Origin of the sequence: Paenibacillus sp. RC84, assembly GCF_041260495.1 — a bacterium.
In the GTDB taxonomy this organism is placed as follows: domain Bacteria; phylum Bacillota; class Bacilli; order Paenibacillales; family NBRC-103111; genus Paenibacillus_F.
The window spans coordinates 436,164-459,335 of sequence record NZ_JBGBYL010000002.1 but is presented as its reverse complement, the minus strand read 5'-3'; the positions used below and the strand labels follow the sequence as shown (position 1 = coordinate 459,335).

The window sequence follows — 23,172 nt, the reverse complement described above, 5'->3', positions numbered from 1 at the left end:
ATTAACCTCCCCATCTTCTGCTTTTTATAGGGTCTCCTGTTCGCTCGCCCGTTACAGCGTCAAATTCACCCAAATGATTTTTTTGTTTTTTATCCCACATCTCAAGACGACCATGTTGACTATCCCACTGGTAATAGTTCTTCCCATCAAACCAAGTTTTTCTGCCATTTATAGTACCTTTAGAAACCATTCCTTGATCCCTCATCCATTCAGTTTCTTCAGACAGTATCTTGTATGTGGAATTATCACCCTGCTTAATTTTATCAAAATCAGTATAACACTTCTTGGTATTATGCACCCAAATCCCAAGGTCGCTGACGAAGTACGTATGGAACTCATCAACAGTCATGTTGTAGACTGTGGCGTGCTTATGCACCAGTTCGATGCTATCAATTTTTAGTGTATTCCCATCACTTTTAACTAGCAAGTCACCGACTTTGAGGTCTTTGACAAACGTCCACCCTTTTTCCTTCACATAGAACGGATGATTAAAGGTTGATTCAATCGTCTGACCATTCACACGGATGTTGTAAATTTCATCCGTTTCGTGATTAAACGTTGCCGTAACCTCTTTGTACGTTACCTCGCCAGTTTCTTCATTTTTAGAAAGAACCTTATCTCCGACTTGAATGTCTTCGATATTCTTCTCCCCTTCGTCTGTTTGAACCTTCGTTCCTGCTACAAAGCAATTACAATTCCATGCTAATTTCTCAGCATACTTTAAGTTGTCATCAGTTAAATTAGATGCTCGTTCAATATATTTTCCTGCCTTATTCCCCATCTGGATGATTAATTTGCCGCTTCTAACAATTTTACCCCAAGGTACGAAGCCTGCTGCTGCTAATCCCTTATCAAAATTACTTGCGTTTTCGTCAGTAACAGTCCGTAGATCATCAAGGAACATGAAGTCAGCAATAGCCTTGCTTGTTCCGTAGACTGCATCTACCCCACTTTGCATTGCATCTACCGTTGCTTGCTTCATTTTATTGATATACCGGCAAGCCAAACTATCATCAAAACAATGCCCACTCGGATCTGTATACTTCAGCGGATTATTCATCACATACGTATACAAATTCAAACTCAGCGGATTATCGAGCTGTCCTTCATACGTATCCTCATTAATAAACCGTCCCATGCTCGGATCGTACCAGCGGGCGCGGAGGTACTGAAGCTTGGTTGCGGAATCCCAGTATTCCCCGGAATAGCGGAACGGGTTGGAGATGTTTTCCTCACTTACGGTCGGGTTGCCCCAGATGTCATAGGTGTACTGGTTCAACCGGGTTCCGGTTTCGCTGCGAAGCTCGACGACGTCTCCGTGTCCGTTGTGGAGGTAGTAGGCTTTGCTCCCGCCGCTCTCCCGGGCTACAAGCTCTCTTCCCCGCACATAGCGGGCTTTGAGGCTGCCGCTGCCGTCGCCTTCGGCGATGACTTGGTCTCCATCGTAATAGTAGCGCGCGGTTCCTTCTTTGTCTGTGCGCTCGTACAGCAGACCGTCTCCGTTATATTTGTACGAAACGGTGCTTCCGTCCTTCAATTTCACGGCGGAGAGCCGGTCTTTTTTATCATAGACGTAGTCGGCGTCCGGGCTGTTCGCTTCATGGTTGGTTTGGAACGAAGTCCGGTTGCCGCGGGCATCATACGCGTAGCTTTCCCGGTACTGGCTAGACGAAGTAATCCGGTTGAGCGGGTCGTAGCCGAATTGATAGGTTTGGCCGTTCTCGGTTTTGGCGGTTTCGTTCTCGTTGGCGTCGTACTCGTAGGCATAGGTGTTGAGCGCGGTTTCGTCCGCCTGCTTATGCGTCAGCGTTTGTAGTTGCAGCCCGTTGTAGGTGTATGCGGTCGTAATTCCGTTGCGCTGCTTGGTCTGTTTGATGAGATCGTTGCGGTAATAGCTGTAGGCCGCTTCCTCGTCCGCGAGGGAAGAGGATACGCTCGACAGACGGTTGCGCGAGTCGTACTGGTAATAGGTGTTTTGGCCGAACGGATCGTTCAAGGAACTCCGCAGGCCCAGCGCGTTGTAATCGTACGTGAGCGTTTTGCCGTCCGGGTAGACAACCTTGGAAAGCTGTCCCGTGGACGGCTGGTACGTGTACTGCGTCGTGCCCGTGTTATCTGTCATCCGGGTGCGCCGACCGGCAAGGTCGTAGGCGTAGCGGATCGTTTCGTCCGGCGCTTTCTTCTCGATCAGAAAATTGCGCGCATCGTACACGTAGCTGAGCTCTGTGCCGTTCCGGTCGGTCGCCCGGATCTGGTTGTTGTTGCCGTCGTAGTACAGCTTCTCCACTTTGCCGGTGGCATCGGTGGTCTGAATGAGACGGCCCAGCTCATCGTACTTCTTCTGCGTCGTGTTGTTGTCGGGATACGTGATGCGGATCATTTGTCCCAACTGGTCGTAGGTGTATTTCGTTTCTTCCTTCTTGGCATTGATTACGGCGGTCAGCTGCCCCAAAGGATCGTAGCGGAATTCGGTGATGCCGCCGTTCGCATCCGTGCTGGCAACTACGTTCCCGGCAAAGTTGTACTGATATGTTCCGAGCACTTTGGCGGTTGGAGCGATCTGCTCTTTCTTGACGATTCTGCCGAGCTTGTCGGCCGTCTGAAAAATGATGTGTTTGAGAATAAAAAAGAAGGAGAGCTAAACAGCATCTCCTTACACAAGTTAGTTTTAAATTGTATTATTGATCTTAAATTAAATTTTTATAATACTCATCTAGAATGAAACCTCAATGTAAATTCATTTTTTTAGATTCACCAGATAAGGCGACACTAATAAAAGAAACCAATACCAAATCATGTACGTTGTGGTAAGAGGTAATTTTCCAATTTGGAAAAAGTAATCATTCACCACATAAAAAATGAAATTTGCGAAAACAGGTGCTAAGCCCACTAAAAAAAAGACAATCTTGCTAGATAAACTAATTTCATTTTCTGTCTTACAGTGATTACATATTATTTTACTTTTGCTCCAAATTGCTCTAAAAATTTTTTTCCATCCAAATTTTGTTTTACAGTTCTTACATTTTTTTTTGATAATTACCCCTCCCTAAACGATTAATTCCCAAATACAGATTCTGTAACAGTCATTGAAGGACCGACTGATTTAATTGGTGTAAAAGCATCAACAACAATATTTTTCACATTATTTATCCTAAAAATATTATCACGGATTACTGCACTCAATGTTTCACCTTGCACACTAACTGATGAAGTATTAATTAACTGTCCATACATCGCACTTGATGCTATTTCGGCTGATACTTGTGTATCATTATAGTAACCGGATGCTGCATCTGCAAGACCTGCGGCTGTTCCTATATCACTGTATGGACTAGGCAACATTCTAGTCCCAATGGTAGTAGTAGCAGCAACAGTGGCCTTAAATTTATTATTCTTGGCTTGAGCGTCAAAATCTTTCTTAGAAGACAAATTGGTCGCTTGTTGGGTTAATGCTGGGGAACTTAAATTTTTAATTAGTTCTTTTTTTGCCCACTCCCTATTTTCCGAAGTATTTTCTTTAGGATTATAATGATTGCCTGTTGCCAAATGATATAGATAGATAAAATCATTATTATTTTTACTTGGCATATACACTTGAGCAATTGCTCCCAAAGTGCTTTTACTTGTGTGGTAAACCGCATCTCCATGATTGGAACCTACAGCTTGATTTATTAAGCTTTCTATAGCCTTGGCAGATTGCCTAGGTGCATGCCCACTCGGATCAACATGCGTGAGCGGATTATTCATCACATACGTATGCAAATTCAGACTCAGCGGATTATCCAACTGCCCCTCATACGTATCCTCATTAATAAACCGTCCCATGCTCGGATCGTACCAGCGGGCGCGGAGGTACTGAAGCTTGGTTGCGGAATCCCAGTATTCCCCGGAATAGCGGAACGGGTTGGAGATGTTTTCCTCACTTACGGTCGGGTTGCCCCAGATGTCATAGGTGTACTGGTTCAACCGGGTTCCGGTTTCGCTGCGAAGCTCGACGACGTCTCCGTGTCCGTTGTGGAGGTAGTAGGCTTTGCTCCCGCCGCTCTCCCGGGCTACAAGCTCTCTTCCCCGCACATAGCGGGCTTTGAGGCTGCCGCTGCCGTCGCCTTCGGCGATGACTTGGTCTCCATCGTAATAGTAGCGCGCGGTTCCTTCTTTGTCTGTGCGCTCGTACAGCAGACCGTCTCCGTTATATTTGTACGAAACGGTGCTTCCGTCCTTCAATTTCACGGCGGAGAGCCGGTCTTTTTTATCATAGACGTAGTCGGCGTCCGGGCTGTTCACTTCATGGTTGGTTTGGAACGAAGTCCGGTTGCCGCGGGCATCATACGCGTAGCTTTCCCGGTATTGGCTGGATGAAGTGATCCGGTTGAGCGGGTCGTAGCCGAATTGATAGGTTTGGCCGTTCTCGGTTTTGGCGGTTTCGTTCTCGTTGGCGTCGTACTCGTAGGCATAGGTGTTGAGCGCGGTTCCGTCCGCCTGCTTATGCGTCAACGTTTGCAGTTGCAGCCCGTTGTAGGTGTATCCGGTCGTAATTCCGTTGCGCTGCTTGGTCTGCTTGATGAGATCGTTGCGGTAATAGCTGTAGGCCGCTTCCTCGTCCGCGAGGGAAGAGGACACGCTCGACAGACGGTTGCGCGAGTCGTACTGGTAATAGGTGTTTTGGCCGAACGGATCGTTCAAGGAACTCCGCAGGCCCAGCGCGTTGTAATCGTACGTGAGCGTTTTGCCGTCCGGGTAGACAACCTTGGAAAGCTGTCCCGTGGACGGCTGGTACGTGTACTGCGTCGTGCCCGTGTTATCTGTCATCCGGGTGCGCCGACCGGCAAGGTCGTAGGCGTAGCGGATCGTTTCGTCCGGCGCTTTCTTCTCGATCAGAAAATTGCGCGCATCGTACACGTAGCTGAGCTCTGTGCCGTTCCGGTCGGTCGCCCGGATCTGGTTGTTGTTGCCGTCATAGTACAGCTTTTCCACTTTACCGGTAGCATCGGTGGTCTGAATGAGACGGCCCAGCTCATCGTATTTTTTCTGCGTCGTGTTGTTGTCGGGATACGTGATGCGGATCATTTGTCCCAACTGGTCGTAGGTGTATTTCGTTTCCTCTTTCTTGGCATTGATTACACCGGTCAGCTGCCCCAGAGGGTCGTAGCGGAATTCGGTGGTGCCGCCGTTCGCATCCGTGCTGGCAATGACGTTCCCCGCAAAGTTGTATTGATACGTTCCGAGCACTTTGGCGGTTGGAGCGATCTGCTCTTTCTTGACGATTCTGCCAAGCTTGTCGGCCGTCTGTCTGAATATGTTGCCTTCCGGGTCGGTTGTCGTCTGGGTCAGATTGTAGTCGTCCGTCGCGATTCTGGAGACGGCCTGATCCGCATAGGTGATCTGGTTCTGCCGGTTCCAGGCGTCATAGCCGATCTGCGTACGGTTCCCTACGGCGTCTTCGCTCCAAGTTTGGCGGCCGTACGTATCGTAGCCGTATTTAGCTTTGGCTTTGTACGTGCCCTGCATGATGCCTTCTTCCGTTTTCCAGCCAAGGGGGTTCCAGGTAGTGACGGTTTCCACGCCGGTTTCATCTTTTTGCCGGATTTGGTTTTGCAGGTCAAGATACTGGATACTAACCGAGCTGTTGTCAGGCTGAACGGCTTTGATCACACGGCCGAGCGCATCGTACTGGTAGGTGGTTACGCCCTGGTTGCCGTCAGTCTGCCTGGTCAGAAGCCCTCTAATGGCATCATATTCGTATTGATTGACAATGGAGGACTTGTTCCCGTCCGCATCCGTTACCGCCATGGTCGTTTTGGTCGGAAAAGCTCCCTGATAGTCGGATGAATATTCCAGCTTCATAACGGTTTCGCCGGCACTGTTCTTATTGCGTATCTGAGTGACGTTACCGTACGCATCCGTATTCTCATACGCGGTTTCGGAAAGTTTAGCGCCCGCTGCGCTGCCTTCAAACACTTGTTTCAAGATGACGGTATGCTTGTCCCATGTGTACCGCGTATACTTGCTCTGGCTAGAGCTCCTGGGCTCCAGAATACTGGTCAGCAGATGGTTGTCATTGTATCCGAAGGTTGTCGTAACACCCGCCGGATCTGTCGATGAAGTTATATTTCCGTAATCGTCATACACCTTAGAATGAGTGAAAATGACCGGAGCCGCGCCGTCAACGGATTTCGTAATCGTCGTTTTATCGGGCGACGGCAAATGTCTTTTCTCATCATAGACATGGTCCGTGGAAGTACGGTGAGTCTTGCCGTCTACCGATGTTATTTCCGTTATGTTGGTATTGTAGTAATAGGAAGGCTTCTCCCTTTCTATAAAATCCTTTTTCGTTCTAAATGTGGTCTGGTTCAGCTTGTTGTCTACGGTGACTGCAAACTCCATATCCTTATCGTACGAGCTGCCCATATCCCCGTCATACGTAATATCTTTGCGGTTATAGGTCTGTAACGTACCGTCCTGGAGCGTAATCTGATCTTCTCTGGATTTGATACGGTAAAATCCGTTATATCCGTACTCAAACTTCCGGACAACCGGATCGTCTTCGTACTTGTATACACTCTTTGCGCCTGTCGGGTGCATAACTCCGGTAAGCAGGGAATACGGATTTTCCGCTTCTATTACGGATCGTGAATCTAAATAGGATTTCGCCGACTTCAAAGCATAGTCATATACAGTCGTTCTTCCAATAGGATCGACTACAGAGGTTAGCACTTCGATGTAACTTTGAAGCGACTTGTTGTAGGTTACGGTCTGGCTGCCGTTTGTCAGGACGACGGCTGTCGGACTGTAGCTGATCGTAATGGCATTGCCTACGTCACTAGAAATCGAAGTTAATACGTTTTTGTAAACCGGATCATCGCTGTACCTGAAATAGATCGCATTCTTATAGTCGTCCTCAATTTTAACTAATTTTCCATCATAGTTGAAATACTGTTTGGTTCCGTTAATTGATTTCAGGACGTATCTGTTTTCAAGATTGCCGCTTTCCTCGGTAATGGTCAGATCTTTCCAAGGATATCCTTCAAGACCGCTGCTCGTAATCTTATAAACTCCCGAACCTGCAAGGTGCAAATACTTCGTATCTCCGTGCCTTTCCACCGAAGAAATGTCCCATGACCAACCCTTGCCGATCGGAAACATTTTCTCTTCATAGGGAATGGTCCCATTCTCACCGGTACTCCGATAAGAAGCCATCTGGTTAAATTGAGCCGAGCTGCTGTCGTAACTGCGTGTCAGGGAAAAGTTAAGCCCGTTCCGCCCGCGCAATACCATATCCGTTTCCCGAACGGAGAGACTGCCGGAAAGTGTCGAGATCGTTTCGTGCTCCAGGTTGACACTGTACGGGGCTTCATCCGGTTTGGTATTCACGACAACAATGTCGGGCACCGGTTCAGGACCGGCTGCCGCCGCCTTCATTCGAAAAGAAGGAGCCGGTTTCTCTTTGACTTCATTAATGATGGTGCTTGAAGCCTCTTTGGATTTATTTACGGGCTTACTTTTGGTTAACGCTTCTTCCAAATCCGCTTCCTTGATGTTTTTGCTTAAAGCCTGCTCAACCTCCTGGGAATTAAAGCCTTTATCCAGGTATTTCTGAATCTTGTCCTTTTTAGCCTTAGCTTCGTCGGTTTTGGCATAAGCATGAGGAATGAACAATTCTTGGGCACACGTTAAAAGGATGATCAATACCATCACAAGCGGGAAAATCCCTTTATTTCTTTTCTTCAATTGAATATCCTCCTGCCTTCATCGGCTTTTTCCTATTGGCTCTGAGCCGTTGAGGATTTCTTGATCAGGTTGCCGTTGTTATCATACTCGTAACGTGTATCGTTTCTGAAAGTCAAGCTGCTGAGTAAGAACGAATAACTAGACTCGCTAAAACCGCCGTTGACTCCGAAAATTTTAAAATAATACGTTTGTCCCTCTGTCACTTCATAGAGAACATTTTCCGGAATATCGGTTTCTTGGATGCCTGCCGCAAGGAGTCGTTTACTGCTGTCGTAGATGTGTACATTGTAGTTCTGTCCTTTCGGTACATTCAGGGTTAACCGGTCCACTCCATTAGCCTTTGCCGTATATTTGTAGAAGTCTACGTCAGCGGCCGTGGTAATTGCGGATGCGTAAGATTCGTTCATTTTGACGGAAAATGCCTGCTCGAACGTATCGTTGGGTTCATACGCGTTGGGCAGCATCAGATTGTTCCGGAAAGACCATTCCGACCATTCCAGACCGTCCTTGACTCGCACCGCAAAATTCCAAGACCCGCTCGTAATCGGTCCGGCCACATGGGAAGTTGAGCCGGATTTTATTTCTCCCGAGTTGTAGGCCCAATTTTTCCATCCGTCGTTCGTTCCGACAACCTGATACTCGGATTGCGCTTGCTGATCGGCATCCTTATACTTCCATGTAAAAGTCAACATGTTATCTGTCAGCGTCTGCCCGTCGGTATAGGAAGTCAACTCTGCTGATGGCATTTTATTTATCCGAACATACGCTAATGGAGAGAAGTTTGAAACAGCTCCTTTGCTGTCTTTCACCCTCACGTACCAACCGGCAACCGATCCTCTGTTAATAAGATTAGCGGGAACGGTAAACGTGTTTGCGCTTGAAATGACCCACTGCGAGTCATAAATCTGTGACTTACCATCCGCGCTTAAAATGACAACCTGAAAAGCAGTTTGGATATCTCCCGCATCCGGATCGTTAAATGTCCAGCTCAATACGGACGCGCCCGTAGCGATCATCTGAGGATTGCTGGGTGAGAAACTGCCCGGCTGTATATTCGTCGGTGCATTCGGTGCATGATTGACCGTAATCAAGCCTGTATAGGTAGAGGTGACCGCTTCTGCACCATCACTTGCCGTAACGGCAATATTCGTGTATGTCCCGCCCGGTAATTTGTCGCTGTTCAGATCCCACTGTAACGTCCAGGACGGGGAAGATGATGTATTGGACACAATCGTTGTCTTGGTGATTCCTGCTATAGTCGCGCTTATGGTAACCGGATCGTTGTTCACATCGCTTACTTTACCGGAGAGTGTAACGACACCTCGTCCGTCTTCTTTCCAAACCGTTTGATCGGTGTTATCTACACTGAGCTTGGGCGGTGTATTGAAGGAAATGAAGTAAACGGCGTTTCCTCCCCTGCCGTCAGGTCCCGAAACGCATACCCTACCATCAGGGAGCAAGCTCTGTTCCATTGGGTAAAATCCAGTCGGTAAAATTTCTGCTTTTGTCCACTTGTTTGTCGATGGGGTGTAAATATAACTTCCTTTAGAGTTATTTAATACTCTACCATCTAATAAAGTACTTTGCGGGCGTCCTGCATTATCACCAAGAATAGGTATATTCTCCGCATATGACCATGAATTGGTTATAGGGTTATACAGTAAGCTTTTTTTAGAAGAAGGTCTCCATTCCTTATCGTCAAGTGAACTTCCGCCTACTACCATAACTCGTCCATCTAGCAGTGTACTTTGTCCAGCACCTGCAAGATCAAACGGGAGATTTGCTACCCTCGACCACGTGTTGGATACTGGGTCATAAATATACGCTGTATCGAGTGTATCTCGCATCGCTTCTCCACCAGCTACAAGCACACGTCCATCATTTAGAACACTTTGTGAATGGCCAGCTCTTCCTTGGGGCATGTTCGCGGCTTCCGACCAAGTATTGGTTTGAGGATCGTACAAATAGGCTGTATGGCTAGCAAAATAATCTTCTTGTGGTAAAAACCCGCCCGTAACAAGAACCCTTCCGTCTTTCAGAGTACTTTGTTGATGATTTTTTCTTTTAACAGGCATAGGAGCAGCTGATTCCCACAAATTTAACTGCGGATTATAAATAAGGTTGTAATTACCATTATATTCTCCTACAGTTACCATAATCCGCCCATCGTTCAAGGTACTTTGTCCATACCGGCTAATCTGAAATACCGGAATAGGCGCAGCCGGCGTAACCGTAAAAGATGCTCCAAACGTTTTAGCAAAACCATTCAAATACACGTTCCCGTACACACTGCTTTGAACATCTGTTCCAGGCAGCACCGCCTTGTCAGTAAGATTCACCGGATTCGTGAGTAAATGATCGGACAGACTGGCGGCCCCCTCAAACCCAACTGTGCTCATACTTTGTGAATATGCTGCAGTTGTTCCAAGGGTTAAAGCGTTCAGCAGCAGAACAAAGCTAGTCAACACCCTCAAAGTTCTGTTTTTTTGTTTACGAAACCAACTCAAAATTTCCACCATCCTTAAATTAAAAATATTTTGGTTATCATGTGAGATGTACATCCCTATGGACCTTGAATCTTTTCTCCCCCACCGCCTCAAATAAAATAAACAACCAACAACCTACAATGTTAGTGGACAATGCTTCATTTAGCATTAGGAACTTTTGTCGCATTTTGTAAAAACGAAGTATTTTTTGATGAAGTATAAAAAAAAGCCAACCGGATTTCCCGGCTGACCTCAATTCCCTAACATTTTACTAAATTTTATAGCCACACTCTCAGCCAGCCGACTGTCAAACCAATCGACATCCGACCAGAAATGAACATATTCGTTCATCTGAAGCTGCGTAGTCTGTAGTCCTTCCTTCGGAATGTCTTCGAACCTGACACGATTGTTCAATAAATCCGAAAGCACCTTAAAACAGACAATTTCAACTCCGTCGACGGTCATGCCCTCACATAATTCTTTTAATAGCTCAATTTCCTCGATTTCTTCCGCTGAGAAGTCGATCCCGTTCAGTTGCATGGATCTAACCCTACTTTTCCAATTTGTATTGGTACAACAAACTCACACCCTTAAATACATAAATGCGTGCACATTCGGGACACCTCCATACGTCGTATTTAGGTTCAAAATCATAGATGTCCGCTCCTTCGTGCACTTTTTCTTGGATGGAATCCCACTCGTAATCCGTAAAAAGAATCAATTCGATGTCGTTAGGACATCTCGAATTGGATAAACCTTTACCGCAATCGCATCTAAATACGGCCATATGCTACTCCCCTTTTCTAAAACCTCTGCTTTCCTCGGCTTCAAGGTTCTTCCATCTAGTATAGCATCCCCTGTCACAAAACCGTTTCCTTTCGTACAAAGCCGGCGAATTAAGCCGTTAAAAAGATCCTTCTCCACCTAACCCGGGGTTAGTGGAAGAAGGATCTTTTTTGGCATAAACAGGGTGAAGACTCTTTAGGAGTAGTCCAATCCAAGCTCTACAGCCCGTGAAGCTCCCGGTACTCGTGTTCGAGGATCGCCATTAGAATCGAGTCGTGGTACTTGTGATTGTAATAGAGGGCTTCTTTCTGCACGCCTTCTTTTTTGAAGCCGATTTTCTCGTACACGTGGAGGGCTCGCTCGTTATAGGCAAATACGTTCAGCTCGATCCGGTGCAGGTTCACGATCCCGAATCCGTAATCCAGCATAAGGTTGAGCGCTTCCGTGCCGCAGCCTTTGCCCTGATTTCTGCTGCTGTCGATGGAGATGCGGATGCCCGCGCTGCGGTTGTAGCCGTCGATATCCTGCAGGGCGATATCCCCGATCACCTCGTCGGTTTCGGTCAGGGCGATCAGCAGCAGAATGCTTGACGTGTCCTGCGCCTTTCCTTCAATATATCGCTCGATCTGGTTTCTTGTAAAATGTTTCTGCGTGCCGGTCAATTTGCGGGTTTGCGGCTGAAACAGCTGCCGAAAATACGTCTCCGTGTCCCCGGTATCAACGGGACGCAAATAGACCTTTTCCCCTTCCAGAAAACGTACCGGCACCCGGGCTCCGGCTTTGCTCGAGCAGTCTCTTTTTTGTCGGTCCGGCTCGGTACTCCCAAGTTCGTTCACTGGTTCGTTCACTGGTCCGTTCTCAGGACCAATCACAGTTCGATTCACAGGATCGCTCACGGATTCTTTTACAGGTTCATTCATAGATTTATTCATAACTCTCAAAACCTCCATAGATCATGTGTACCTTATTTATACCAGCAAACTATCTATTTCAAAATGAGCAGATTTGTAAAATTCAAGACGACAGATGCGCATCGCCGAACCACGCTTCTTTCAGTTTCCGTATACCCGGCTCGATGTCCTCTTCCGCAATCCCGCTGAATCCGACCATAAAATCTTTCTCGCCTTCGGGCGGAACCGTCCCCGGCCAGTAAAACGCCGCCGATGACACATGAACGCCGGACGCTTCCGCCAGCCGGAGCAGTTCTGCCTCCGGCCGATCGCTGCGCACGCGGAGCACGATGTGGAACCCCGCGTCCCGGCCGATCACCGCGGCCCGGCTGCCGAAAATACGCCCGACGGCTGCCGTCAGCCTGTCGTGCTTTTTCCGGTAAAGCTTGCGCATCCTGCGCACATGCTTCTCCAGGTAGCCCCGCTCCATAAAAAGAGCCAGCGTATGCTGATGCAGCCTGGAGGCGGACTGCTCGAACATCATCTCTCTGCGCAGCGCGTCGAAAAGCGGCACGAGCTTGTCCGGCAGCACCATGTAGCTGACGCAGAGGGCCGGGGCCATAATTTGGCCGAAGCCGCCCAAATAAATGACGGGGGCGCCGGGAACGAGCGCCTGCATGGCAGGAACGGGACGCCCGTGGTAGCGGAATTCCCCGTCGTAATCGTCTTCGAGGATGAAGCCGTCCGTATCGCGCGCCCACTGGAGCAGCTTCAGCCGCTTGGAGACCGGCATCACCATCCCTCGGGGAAACTGGTGCGAAGGCGTGACGGTGACGAGACGGGCCCCGGTGGCGTGAAGCCGCCCGACGTCGATGCCGTCCGCCTCCAGCGGCACCGGCACAATCTCGTAGCCCGCCCTGCCGAAGATCGACGGGATCAGCGGGTACCCGGGGTTCTCTATGGCGAGCCGCGCGCCGTACCGCTTCAGAATCTGGCTCAGGATGGCGCCCAGATTAAACTGGTCGGCTCCGACGACAACCTGCCCCGGGGAACATTCCACGCCCCGCATCTGCCGGAGGTAGCCGGCGATTTGTTCCCTCAGCCCGCGCTCGCCTCTCGGGTCCCCGAAGAACAGCAGGTTCTCGTTATCCGGGGCGAGCATTTCGTTCGCAAGCTTTTTCCAGATCCCGTATGGAAAAGCGGTAAAATCGTTCCGCGACAAATGAAAATCGTAGCGGAACTTGCGCTTCCTGGCCGCATGAGGCTCCTCCTCCTGGACCGGCAGGGGCGCCGCCACGGGTAATGAGCCGAGTTTTCCATAGGGCTCGGGGAGCTTTTCCACATAATAGCCGCTCTTGGGCCTGCTCGCGATATAGCCTTCCGAAAGAAGCTGATGGTAAGCCGATTCGACCGGTGTCGTGCTCAGCCCGAGAAAACCGGCCAGTTTGCGGATAGACGGCAGGCGGGTATGTTCGGCGATCTCGCCCCGGATAATGCCGGTCTTAATATGAACGTAGAGCTGCATATACAGCGGCTGCGGGTCCCGCTCGTCCAGCTTAGGGTAACCAATCACTTGAATCCTTCCTATCTTTCTAGGTTTAATGCTAGAATACCACATTTTACAACTTTGCCGATTTTTCGGTATGATGATGGTGGTTAACGACATGTGGAGAGGAAGTGCAGCATGAATCAATGTACGCTTTATATCTCGATAAAAGGGTACGAAAAAATAACGGAGGCCATCCGCACCGCCTTCGGGGACAAGCAGGTTCAGATTTCGCCGGACGGAAACCAGATTACAGTGGTGGACAAAAAGTTTTTCAGCAAAACGACCGTTACGTTTTCCCTGATGACGCTGGAAAGCAATCCGGGCGAATTCGAGCCGATGATCCGGGGCATGTACGGCTTTTTCAGCCAGATCGAAACGCCGCACGAACACATTCAAGCCAAAGTACTCAAACAGATCTCCGCTCTTAACGCGGCTGTCGGCATCGTATCTTCCAAGGAAATCGATCCGGAGACGATGAACCGGATATTGGAGGCGGCGTCCCGCGTGCATGCCGTTTTATTCCTGCCGACCGGCCAGCTGCTGAATCCGGAGGGCCGGGTGGTTTTGAGCGCACAGGGTGAGTCCGAAGTAGAAGATTTCACCGTCACGGTCAGCACGGATCTGATCGATGCCCATATCCAGTCGTCTCCATCCGCGGAAGCGCGGAAAGAACGGAATATGGCTTTGCTGGCGGAACAGGGCGTGCCCGTCATCGAGCATTTACCGGTCATCGACGGCGATGAATTTGCCGCTATCCGGACGAAGGAGGAAATCGCCGCGCGCGCAGCCGCTCTGTGCATGATTGCCATGTACGGCGCGGATCTTGCCGAAGGCGCGGACATCAAAGAAGCGAGAGAATTTATCGAAGGCGTTATCGAGCTATACGGCGCTTCCCCTTTCTTTACGGAGAAAGAACGGGCTTTCCTCGAAAGCGATTCGCCCGATCCGACGGATGCCGTCCAATTCGCCTGGATGTACGAATGCTACTGGGTTCTGCTCTGGTCCCTCGGGTACGTGGAAGAACTGGGCTATCCCGACTCCGTATGCGACGTTCAGGCCGCCGTGGACGCTTTGAGGCTGGCCGGGAATTTTGACACGTTCCATGAGCAGGCAAAAATCCGATCGAAAGCAGACATTCTCGAGGAAGCGGACCGGATTTACCGCTATGACTGGGCCTGCGTAGATGCCCGGATCAAAGGCAATCCCGCCCCGGCCGGACTGGACGGCGGCGTCGTTATGGAGAGGCACCGGGCTCTTAACTGGCTGGTCCGCTATATGGATGCGGAGTGGGATGACGTAAGCACCGATACGTAGGACCGGGTACATCACCGGGTACATGATTCGGATCCATAGGACCAGGTACATAGAGGGCATGGGATGAGGCTCAAGCATAGTCGATAAACCACGCCGCCCCATACCAAAAAGGAGCAGCTCTTTTATGAGCCTGCTCCTTTTTGGGCTGCTTGCGCTGCCGACAGGCAGCTTTTGATTTTATCCGGCCTTCGGACATTGTCCGTCCTATTTATGGGCAGGCGGCCGCCGCTTATGTGAACCCCGGGTTCCGCACCACAAGATGAGATCCTGTCGGGGGATGCGGTTTCGCATGACGGCGCCTCCACTACAGCTCGCAGATATCAGGCCTCGGCAGCTTCCTTTGTCTCCCGCAGAAAAGCGTCCAAACGCTCCTTCTGGCGCAGATGATGGCGGTAGTGCATCTCCACCAGCGAGAACCATTCCACCGCGTTCAATCCCCCGAAACCGGGATGCTCCACCGTATGGGCGGGTGGAATATCGGCCAGTACCGGCTGGATGGCTCGCATGGCGCGAATAACGTCACGAAGACCATCGGAGAGCTGCTCTTTGCTTTCCGGCTGAAGCGGCGTGTATTCCTTGGACGGCGGAACCTGAATCCGGATCGGCGGGTAGCTGCCACGGGCGTAAGCTTCTACGCCGCTCTCCGTTTTTCCGGCCGCCTCGTCCGAACCGGACGAAGTGCGGCAGGCCTCCATAATAGGCAGATGCCGGTATAAAGCCGACTTGATCAAATGCACATACATTTGCCCCAGCGACCATTGTTCTTCATCGGGCTTGCGGGTCAGCTCTTCCAAGCTGTAATTTTCCAGTTCCTGAATATAGGTCTCGGCCAATTGCTCGAAGCGGTTCAGAGCGTCGAGCGTGTTCAAGTTCTGGTTCTGGTTCTGGTTCAAGTTCAAGTTCAAGTTCTCGTTCTGGTTCTGGTTCTGGTTTTGGTTCGTTTGCATGGGTCGTTCTCTCCTTTAAGGTGAAGTTGTACCCAGTATACAAAAGCGCTGCTGACAACAGTATGTCAGTAGCGTTTTGCCATGCGCCGAATTTCTTCCCGCAGCCGGACGCGCAGCGATTCGGGCTCCAGCACTTCAACGCCAGCCCCCCAGCTCAACACCCAATGGAGGATCTCCTCCGGCGACCGGACCTTTAATGTAACGAGCAGGCCCTGCTCCACATTTTGCGTTTCTTCTATATAATAGTAGTTCATTTCCCGAACCCGGTTTGCAAGCTCGCGGCGAAAAAGCAGGCGGACCTGCCCCTGCCGGTCATCCGCCGGCTTGTACGACTGAAGGTCGAACTCTTTCGGCTTCTCGAAGGTGGTCTCCAGGAGCGCAAGCTCGCTGATCCGGGACAGCCGGAAATGCCGGATTTCCTGCCGCAGCCGGCAGAAGGCGATCAGCATCCACGAGCTGTTCACGTAGACCAGCCCGTAAGGATCGGCTTCGCGCACCGTCAGCCGCTCGCCTCCCGGCACGGCCGCATCCTTCGCCGCGTAGGCGAAGCGCACCGTGCGCTCCTGCAGCACCGCGCCGCGCAGCAGAGCCAGCGCCGCCGTTCCGTTCCCGGCGGCGCTTCCCAGGCCCGCGAGGAGCTTCATGCCCTCGCGGTGCCTCTGGGACTCCCGGCGCACCCGCTCCGGGAGTACGGCCTCGAGCTTGGCCCGCGCGGCACCCGCCTGAGTGCGGGAAGCCTCGTCGAACTGCTGCTCGACAAATTCGATGCCGAGCAGCAGGGTGACGGCTTCTTCCGCCGTGAAGCTGACCGGCGGCAGGAAGTAGCCTTCGACGAGCGAGTACCCTTGTCCCGGCGCCCCGACGACCGGGACACCCGCTTCGCAGAGCGCCTGCATGTCGCGGTAGATCGTGCGCACGCTCGTCTCGAAGGCTGCGGCGAGATCTTCCGCGCGCTGCGTGCCCTTGCGCTGGAGCCGCAAAATGATAGCCAGCATGCGGTCGGTTTTGTTCATGGCGTGAAGCCCCCCTTGTCGCCAACGTGTCGGATAGTTACTCCTATCGTAACCCCCGCGGCGGGAGTGTGCCAGCTTTTCTTCCCTCCGAGCAAAGAAAAGAAGAAGCTCCGGCACCATGCAGCCGTCAGCTCCTTCTCTGTTTTTGTTGCCTGTCCGCGGTAAGTCAAATTTACGCGAACGATATCGGCGGAAGAATCTTTTAATCCCTGCCGCTTATGGTTTACCGTTTCTCGGTTCCATCATTTATATATGCTGTGCTTTCTATGATCTCCATAGCTACTCGGCGTTAACAAACATACTTGCGAAAAATTTGCCGCCCAAATAAATATCGAGGCGCCACTGTCCGCTTTCGTCCAGCTTGATAAGCGAGGGGAGGCTCGCATCCGCCCCGTTTAACGGACCGTAAGCCGGCCCCCACTCGTATTCCCATATGACACTGCCGTCTTCCTGCAGCAGCACCGGTTTTTTAACACCGTCACTCGTATGAATGCCTTCGATCCGCAAATTTTTGCCTTCGAACTCTTCCCGAGCCCCCCAGAAATGCCAGACGATTTTATTAGGGGGGGAGGTAAGAATTTGACCGTTCAAGATGCCGAGCTTACCCGAAATTCCGGTAAACCACAAATTTCCGGAGGCGAAGATCTGGCTGGGACTTCGGGTTCCTGCTTCGTCGTATCCCAGCACTTTTCCCTGAATGTTCCCCTGTGCCAAGGCGCCGAACTCCCGGCTGTCATGGCTCTTCGCCCAGAAATCTCCCAAGACGAAGAGAGACCCGTCCGGCACTGTCGTCTCCGCCATATTCGTGTTGAAATAGTTTTTGGTATCTTTCACACAGTCCGGAGGACAGGCATCCTTTCTGCCGGATGCTTCCATATTCTTGAGATACGCGGCTTCGTCCAGCCCAGCAAACCTCGCCTGTCCGTAGAACGTATCCAGTTTCTTCCCGTTCACGTAAACCCGGCCTTTCTCAATCTTAATCTTCTCCCCCGGCAGCCCGACCACACGGGCTGTTTGAGAATCCGACCCGCTGATTTCGGGATTGGGCGTAAATCCGGGAATGGCCGGCAGCCGGTAATACAGCATATCTCCACGGCGAAACTGCTGTACCGCCTTAAACCGGGGATCGACGACTAACCTCCCGTAACCGGCGCTGTAGTATTCCATTTTTTGGCCGACCATGCTCATCGAATAATCGTCTACCAGCATCAAGCCTTCTTTCGCTTCTACACGCTGGGGATACATGGGTGTCGTTAAGTCCCGGATCGTTCCGTTCGCTTTATCCCCGAGAGGCCCCATAAACAGAACGGCACAACAAACGAGCAAGGCAGTCAAAGCCGTTCCCGCCAGATAGAGCCGCTTGCGTCGATTTGCGGGCCTGCCCGCTTCAGGACCTCCCCCGTTCCACACCCTCCGTTCCACGGCATCCATCGACTCCGTTCCGAACATCGGCTTGTTAAAGGGCCTGCCCGAAAGCTCAAACGGATCCGTCTCAATTTCCGTTTTCTTCATACCGGAATCCTCCTTTCGCTAGTTGAGCCGCTTTCCGGCGGGCTCTATGGATGCGGGATTTTACCGTCCCTTCCGAAATTTCCAGGGCGGCCGCTATTTCCGTTACCGACATCCCGTGCATCGATTGCAGCACCAGCACCTCCCTGTAGTGGGCGGGAAGCTCCAGCACGATTTTCCATGCCTCATCGGCCAAGTGGCGTTCCAGAAACTCGCTTTCGGCGGACGGGCTTTCTCCCCGGACGTAATCGGCCAGAATCACCCGCCGGAAAAAAGCTTTTCTCCGGTACGAATACGCGGTATTCCGGGTAATTTTCAGCAGCCAGGTCTTCACGCTGCATTCGCCCCGGAAGGAACCGACGCTGCGGAACGCTTTTACAAACACATCCTGCGCGATGTCGTCGGCGAGATCCCGTTTTTTCATTAAAAAATACGCATAGTTCCATACATCTTCCCCGTGCTGTTCCATTAAGGTTCTTAAATCGGACGGATGAAGTTCGGACACATACTTCAAATACTCGTCGTCCACGCGCTCCCCCCTTTCATATCTGAACAAACAGACTCCCCGCAAAAGAAAAAGTTCCCGCTTTTGGGAACTTAGGTCATTTATTTTCTGTTTTTTAGTATACCATACAGAACACGGGAAGTTAGGCGAACATGCTGCTGACCTCGGCATCACGGGACGGCAGGGCATTGGCTTTCTCCTGCATAAGCCCCGCCAGCTCCACGACACGGCAGGCGTAAGCCCATTCGTTGTCATACCAGGCGAGCACTTTGATCTGATCGCCCATCGCCATCAGAGAGAGACCGTCTACGACAGCGGAGTTCGGGCAGCCCACATAATCGACGGACACGAGCGGTTCGTCGGAGTAGGCGACATACGGGGACATGGAGCCTGCGGCCGCGCTTTTGAAAGCCGCTTGAATCTCGTCCAGCCCGGCCGGACGGGACACTTTTACCGTCAAATCCACCAGCGAAACGTCCTGGGTAGGCACACGCAGAGAAACGCCTTGAACATGAGCCGCCAAGTGAGGCAGGACGTCTGTAAGCGCTTTACCTACTCCCGTCGTGGTAGGAACGATCGACTCCGTGCACGCCCGCGCTCTCCGCAAATCGTTGTGGGGATTGTCCAGGTGCTTCTGATCCGACGTATACGAATGCACCGTACTCATCCATCCGCTCTGGACGCCGAACGCCTGATCCAGAATATGAAGCACGGGAGCGACGCAGTTCGTCGTGCAGGATGCGGCGGATACAAGGGTATGCTTGATGGGATCATAGAGGTGGTCGTTGACGCCCATCACGACGGTAAAATCCATCTGCTTGCCGGGCGCGGTAATGAGAACTCGGGAAGCTCCGGCGGCCAGATGTCTCTGAGAACCCTGACGGTCGTTGAATTTACCGGTGGCGTCAATGACAAGATCGATTCCCATCTGTCCCCACAAAATGTTCTCCGGTTCCCTTTCGTACGTCAGCTGGATAGACTGTCCGTTAATGACGAGGCAGCCGTCGGCAATTTTCACATCCGCATTCCATCTTCCGTGGACCGAATCGTATTTTAAAAGGTGAGCCAGCGTCTCCGCCGGATAAATGGTATTGATCGTCTTGAGCGGAGAAGTCTGCCCTTTATCCGAAAACATTTTCCGAACGACAAGACGTCCGATTCTCCCCATTCCGCTGATCCCGATTCCTCTAATTCCTGCAGCCTGTGACAAGCTAACTCCTCCTCTGTAAGGTGAAATATAAGATGATTCGCAAATGTCGATTAATTAATACATCACAATTATAATTTATGACGTCATAAAAGACAATAGTATGTTTGTATTGTTTATATATGAGTATTATACATAGGTCAATTAAATCAAAAAAAGAGAGAATCCCTAAAGATCTCTCTCCTCTAACGATTGCGATTCCGTTTCTTCGGCACCTCCGGATCTCAACCTCATCCGTCCTTATTGCATCCGCACTTTATCGCCATCCTGCAAAGGCTCGCTGCTCTCGACTACGATTTGCTGTTGTTCGAATAGGCCTTGGGTGACCGTCGATGCTTTATCATCCGAGTCAGTGACGGTGATGGATGTTCTGCGGATATAAAAGGCGTTGCCAAGCGGACCGTTTCTTTCTTCGATTGTAAAGACGTATTTTCCGGTGTTATCTTCGTGAATGGCTTTATTGGCTACCACTAGTACATCGGGATCTGTCGCTCTGTTCAGTTCCACCCGGACACCGGCGCCTTCCTTCAAGCCCGCACCTTGCAGCGTCACCAGAAGACGCTTCATCGGCAAACTCATGGCCGTATTACCGCCCTCACCGGCGCTGCCTTCATCTGTCTTGCTTTTATCCGGGATACCGGGCTCGTGGATTTCCGAAATTTGACCTTCGACTTTTTCGGCAGCAGGACCATCCACTTGGACTTCCAGCTTGTCTCCCGCTTTTAGCGCGGCAGCGATATCGACCGGGACGAACAGCTCAAATTCAAAACCGAGGCTTTCGTCGGATAGGCGGACATCATAGCCTCCATTTTCGGAAGAAAACCCCTCCTTGGCGTTTACCTTCGTGACGATTCCGTTGAACGGAGCCGTCAATTTGACGTTCTTTTTCAACTTTTCCTGAAGATTTTGTATTTTCCGCTGCTGGACTTCCAGATCGATTTTATGAATCTCCATGGCACGCTTGGCGTCCTCAATACTCTTCTCTTCCCCGTTCTGGGACGCCTCAATAAAATGGCTCTGCAGTTCTTCCATAGTAAGCTTGAGCTTATTAAGACCGGCTTGCTGGTCCAGGATTTCCTGCTCCGCATCTTTGCTGTCGTAAGTCACCAGCGTCTGCCCTTTCTTGACGTGATCCCCTTCCTTCACTTCCACCTTCTTCACTTTCCACCCCGTGCTGTTCGTTAAGGCGGTTTCAGCCCTCCACTTGATGGCGCCGCTGCCTTTGAACGTATGAACAAGCTGGCCCCGGCTCGGCACTACAACCGCGACCTTGGGAATAGTCAAAGCCATGAACGTGTTGCTGAGCAGCGTAAATACGACCAGAAGGCCGATAAATAAACCGGAGAAGAGGCGAATCTTTCTTTTGCGTCTGTCACTCGCCTGCCCGGCATGCAGCAATTCCATTAGGACCACCTCTTACATTTCAGAAGGAGCTTTGGACTCGCAGGTGCCGGCTATCCTTTAATTCCCGATAACTGAATTCCTTCGATAAAATGGGACTCTGCATATAAGAACAGCAGCACCATGGGAGTCATATACAGTACGGATGCGGCAAAAGCGACGCCCCTGGCTCCTTCGTTGATACGCGACAAATATAAAGATAACGGCTGTTTGAACGAATCCTCCAGAAAAATAAGCGGCTGCTCGACCATGTTCCAGTTGTCCACAAACAGCAGGACAATCAACCCGGCAATTCCAGGCTGAATGAGCGGAAGAATAATTTTGTAAAAAATCCTCAGATGCCCGGCCCCATCCATCTGGGCGGCTTCGATATAGGAATTCGGAATATGCAGCATGAATTGTCTGAGCATAAAAACCCCGAAAGCGCTGAAGATGCCCGGCAAAATAATGGCGGATGCCGTGTTCAAAAGTCCAAGCTTCTGAGCCATCATATAATTGGGAACCAATGTAACCTGAAACGGCATCAGCATGGTCATGATATACACGACAAACAGCTTATCCCGCCCCCAAAACCGGAGCTTGGCAAAAGCGTAACCGGCCATAGAGGCGACCAGAACTTGCCCGGCGATGATAGGGGCTACCAACCCTGCGGAGTTCCAGAACATCTGGAGGAACACCGGCTTGTACACCAACACTTCCATATATTGATGGAACGACAGCCAGTCCGGAATCAGCTTCAGATTGACAAAGCCTTCTTCCCCCCCTGCTGCGGTATCGGACATTTTGCCGATGAGCTCATAATTATGGGCGATTTCACCCTCCGTCATAAGCGAGTTTACAAAGGTGACCCCAATGGGAAACACCATCACGGCGGCGATAACTCCCATTACGAGCGTCAGCGAGACCTTACGGAACAAAGTCAACGTTATCACCGTCCTTGCATCTAATCAATGAACTGTCTAAAGCGCCGTTCTATGAAAAGCATGAGGGTCACGAGGATGAGAATGCAGCCGACCATTAAACTTGCCGCGGCCGTCAGTTTCTGAATGTCCAAGGACAGAAACATGTTGTTCATATAATGCTGAAGCATATAGATCCGGTCATACGGATAATCGCCCGCGATCAGATACGTTTCCCGGAAAACCTTGAACGAATTGATAATGGACATCAGAACGACCAAAAACATCGTCGGAGTCAAATACACGAGCGTTATATGAATGGTCTTGCGGAATGTTCCCGCACCTTCGATATCCGCCGTTTCGTAATAGTCCTTCGGTATACTCTGGAGACCCGCCAAAAATAAAATGATGTTGTACCCGATATTTTTCCAGCTGTACACGACAGCCAGCACCCCCACGGACCAGTCCGATTTCATCCAGTCGATCCGCTCCAAGTGCAAGCTCTGCATCCACGCGTTCACAGAACCGTTCCAGTCGAATAAAATTTGCCAAATCATCACGACAGAAGCTGCGGGTACCACCAGCGGCAAAACAAAAGCCGTCTGCAGCCAATTCCGGATAAACAGTTTCCGGTTCAGCAAGAGAGCAACTACCAAGGACAGGACAAGGATCAGCGGCACGCTTACAAAGGTAAAAAGAAAGGTGTTGGCTGCCGCATTGCGGAAAGATCCGCTCGCCAGCAATTCCTTATAATTTTCGAAACCGACAAAAGAGCCGTCCAGCGTACTATCCTGAAAAGAGTAGAAAAACCCCATGGCAAACGGAATCAGATAAAAAATCGCAAACCCTGTTAAACTCGGACCCAAGAAAAGAAAAACGACTATCCAATTCTTGCCCCTTCGTTTAAACGGGTTGCTCCGATAAAGCTTGTCCGCCAT

At 50.7% G+C, this 23,172-nt stretch carries 16 protein-coding genes; 1 reads left to right on the top strand and 15 read right to left on the bottom strand.

The annotated features are described in order from the left end of the window. Position 1 precedes the first annotated feature (1 nt). From ABH899_RS05750 to pdxR, 7 genes are all read right to left on the bottom strand, one after another. On the bottom strand, positions 2–2,608 hold the full coding sequence (locus ABH899_RS05750; protein WP_483312613.1) for a polymorphic toxin-type HINT domain-containing protein: 2,607 nt from the start codon (positions 2,606–2,608) through the stop codon (positions 2–4). A gap of 129 nt (positions 2,609–2,737) precedes the next feature. After that, positions 2,738–3,034: a TIGR04104 family putative zinc finger protein gene (locus ABH899_RS05745; RefSeq protein ID WP_369995141.1), complete on the bottom strand. Its 297-nt coding sequence runs from the start codon at positions 3,032–3,034 to the stop codon at positions 2,738–2,740. Between the two features lie 20 nt (positions 3,035–3,054). Further along, positions 3,055–7,728 carry an RHS repeat domain-containing protein gene (locus ABH899_RS05740; RefSeq protein WP_369994713.1) on the bottom strand — a complete coding sequence of 1,558 codons (4,674 nt, stop codon included), beginning with the start codon at positions 7,726–7,728 and terminating at the stop codon, positions 3,055–3,057. Between the two features lie 32 nt (positions 7,729–7,760). Further along, complete coding sequence (locus tag ABH899_RS05735; RefSeq protein WP_369994711.1) at positions 7,761–10,235, bottom strand: Kelch repeat-containing protein; 2,475 nt, start codon at positions 10,233–10,235, stop codon at positions 7,761–7,763. A gap of 231 nt (positions 10,236–10,466) precedes the next feature. Then, entirely contained in the window at positions 10,467–10,754 is a 288-nt protein-coding gene (locus tag ABH899_RS05730) for a hypothetical protein (protein ID WP_369994709.1), read from the bottom strand. 464 nt (positions 10,755–11,218) lie between these two features. Then, positions 11,219–11,932, bottom strand: coding sequence for a GNAT family N-acetyltransferase (locus ABH899_RS05725; RefSeq protein WP_369994706.1), 714 nt, complete (start codon positions 11,930–11,932; stop codon positions 11,219–11,221). A gap of 82 nt (positions 11,933–12,014) precedes the next feature. Next, complete coding sequence (gene pdxR / locus ABH899_RS05720; protein ID WP_369994703.1) at positions 12,015–13,463, bottom strand: MocR-like pyridoxine biosynthesis transcription factor PdxR; 1,449 nt, start codon at positions 13,461–13,463, stop codon at positions 12,015–12,017. 111 nt (positions 13,464–13,574) lie between these two features. On the opposite strand from pdxR, the gene ABH899_RS05715 reads away from it, so the two are divergent. Continuing rightward, entirely contained in the window at positions 13,575–14,753 is a 1,179-nt protein-coding gene (locus ABH899_RS05715) for a DUF4272 domain-containing protein (protein WP_369994700.1), read from the top strand. A 320-nt stretch (positions 14,754–15,073) separates the two neighbouring features. Here the strand turns inward: ABH899_RS05715 and ABH899_RS05710 are convergent, their stop codons facing one another. The 8 genes from ABH899_RS05710 to ABH899_RS05675 form a co-directional block, all read right to left on the bottom strand. Then, positions 15,074–15,700: a DinB family protein gene (locus ABH899_RS05710; protein ID WP_369994699.1), complete on the bottom strand. Its 627-nt coding sequence runs from the start codon at positions 15,698–15,700 to the stop codon at positions 15,074–15,076. A 65-nt stretch (positions 15,701–15,765) separates the two neighbouring features. Beyond that, a complete protein-coding gene (locus ABH899_RS05705; protein WP_369994697.1) occupies positions 15,766–16,713 on the bottom strand; it encodes a helix-turn-helix transcriptional regulator in 948 nt (315 codons plus the stop codon). Positions 16,714–16,992: 279 nt separating this feature from the next. Continuing rightward, positions 16,993–18,225: a signal peptidase I gene (lepB, locus tag ABH899_RS05700; protein ID WP_369994695.1), complete on the bottom strand. Its 1,233-nt coding sequence runs from the start codon at positions 18,223–18,225 to the stop codon at positions 16,993–16,995. Beyond that, positions 18,206–18,751, bottom strand: a complete 546-nt coding sequence (locus ABH899_RS05695) for an RNA polymerase sigma factor (RefSeq protein ID WP_369994693.1) — start codon at positions 18,749–18,751, stop codon at positions 18,206–18,208. The genes lepB and ABH899_RS05695 overlap by 20 nt, the downstream gene beginning before the upstream one ends. Positions 18,752–18,869: 118 nt before the next feature. Beyond that, positions 18,870–19,937, bottom strand: a complete 1,068-nt coding sequence (gene gap, locus ABH899_RS05690) for a type I glyceraldehyde-3-phosphate dehydrogenase (RefSeq protein WP_369994691.1) — start codon at positions 19,935–19,937, stop codon at positions 18,870–18,872. A 237-nt stretch (positions 19,938–20,174) separates the two neighbouring features. Then, positions 20,175–21,338, bottom strand: a complete 1,164-nt coding sequence (locus ABH899_RS05685; protein ID WP_369994690.1) for an efflux RND transporter periplasmic adaptor subunit — start codon at positions 21,336–21,338, stop codon at positions 20,175–20,177. Positions 21,339–21,388: 50 nt separating this feature from the next. Continuing rightward, entirely contained in the window at positions 21,389–22,258 is an 870-nt protein-coding gene (locus ABH899_RS05680) for a carbohydrate ABC transporter permease (RefSeq protein WP_256123878.1), read from the bottom strand. Positions 22,259–22,278: 20 nt separating this feature from the next. Further along, positions 22,279–23,172, bottom strand: coding sequence for a carbohydrate ABC transporter permease (locus ABH899_RS05675; RefSeq protein ID WP_369994688.1), 894 nt, complete (start codon positions 23,170–23,172; stop codon positions 22,279–22,281).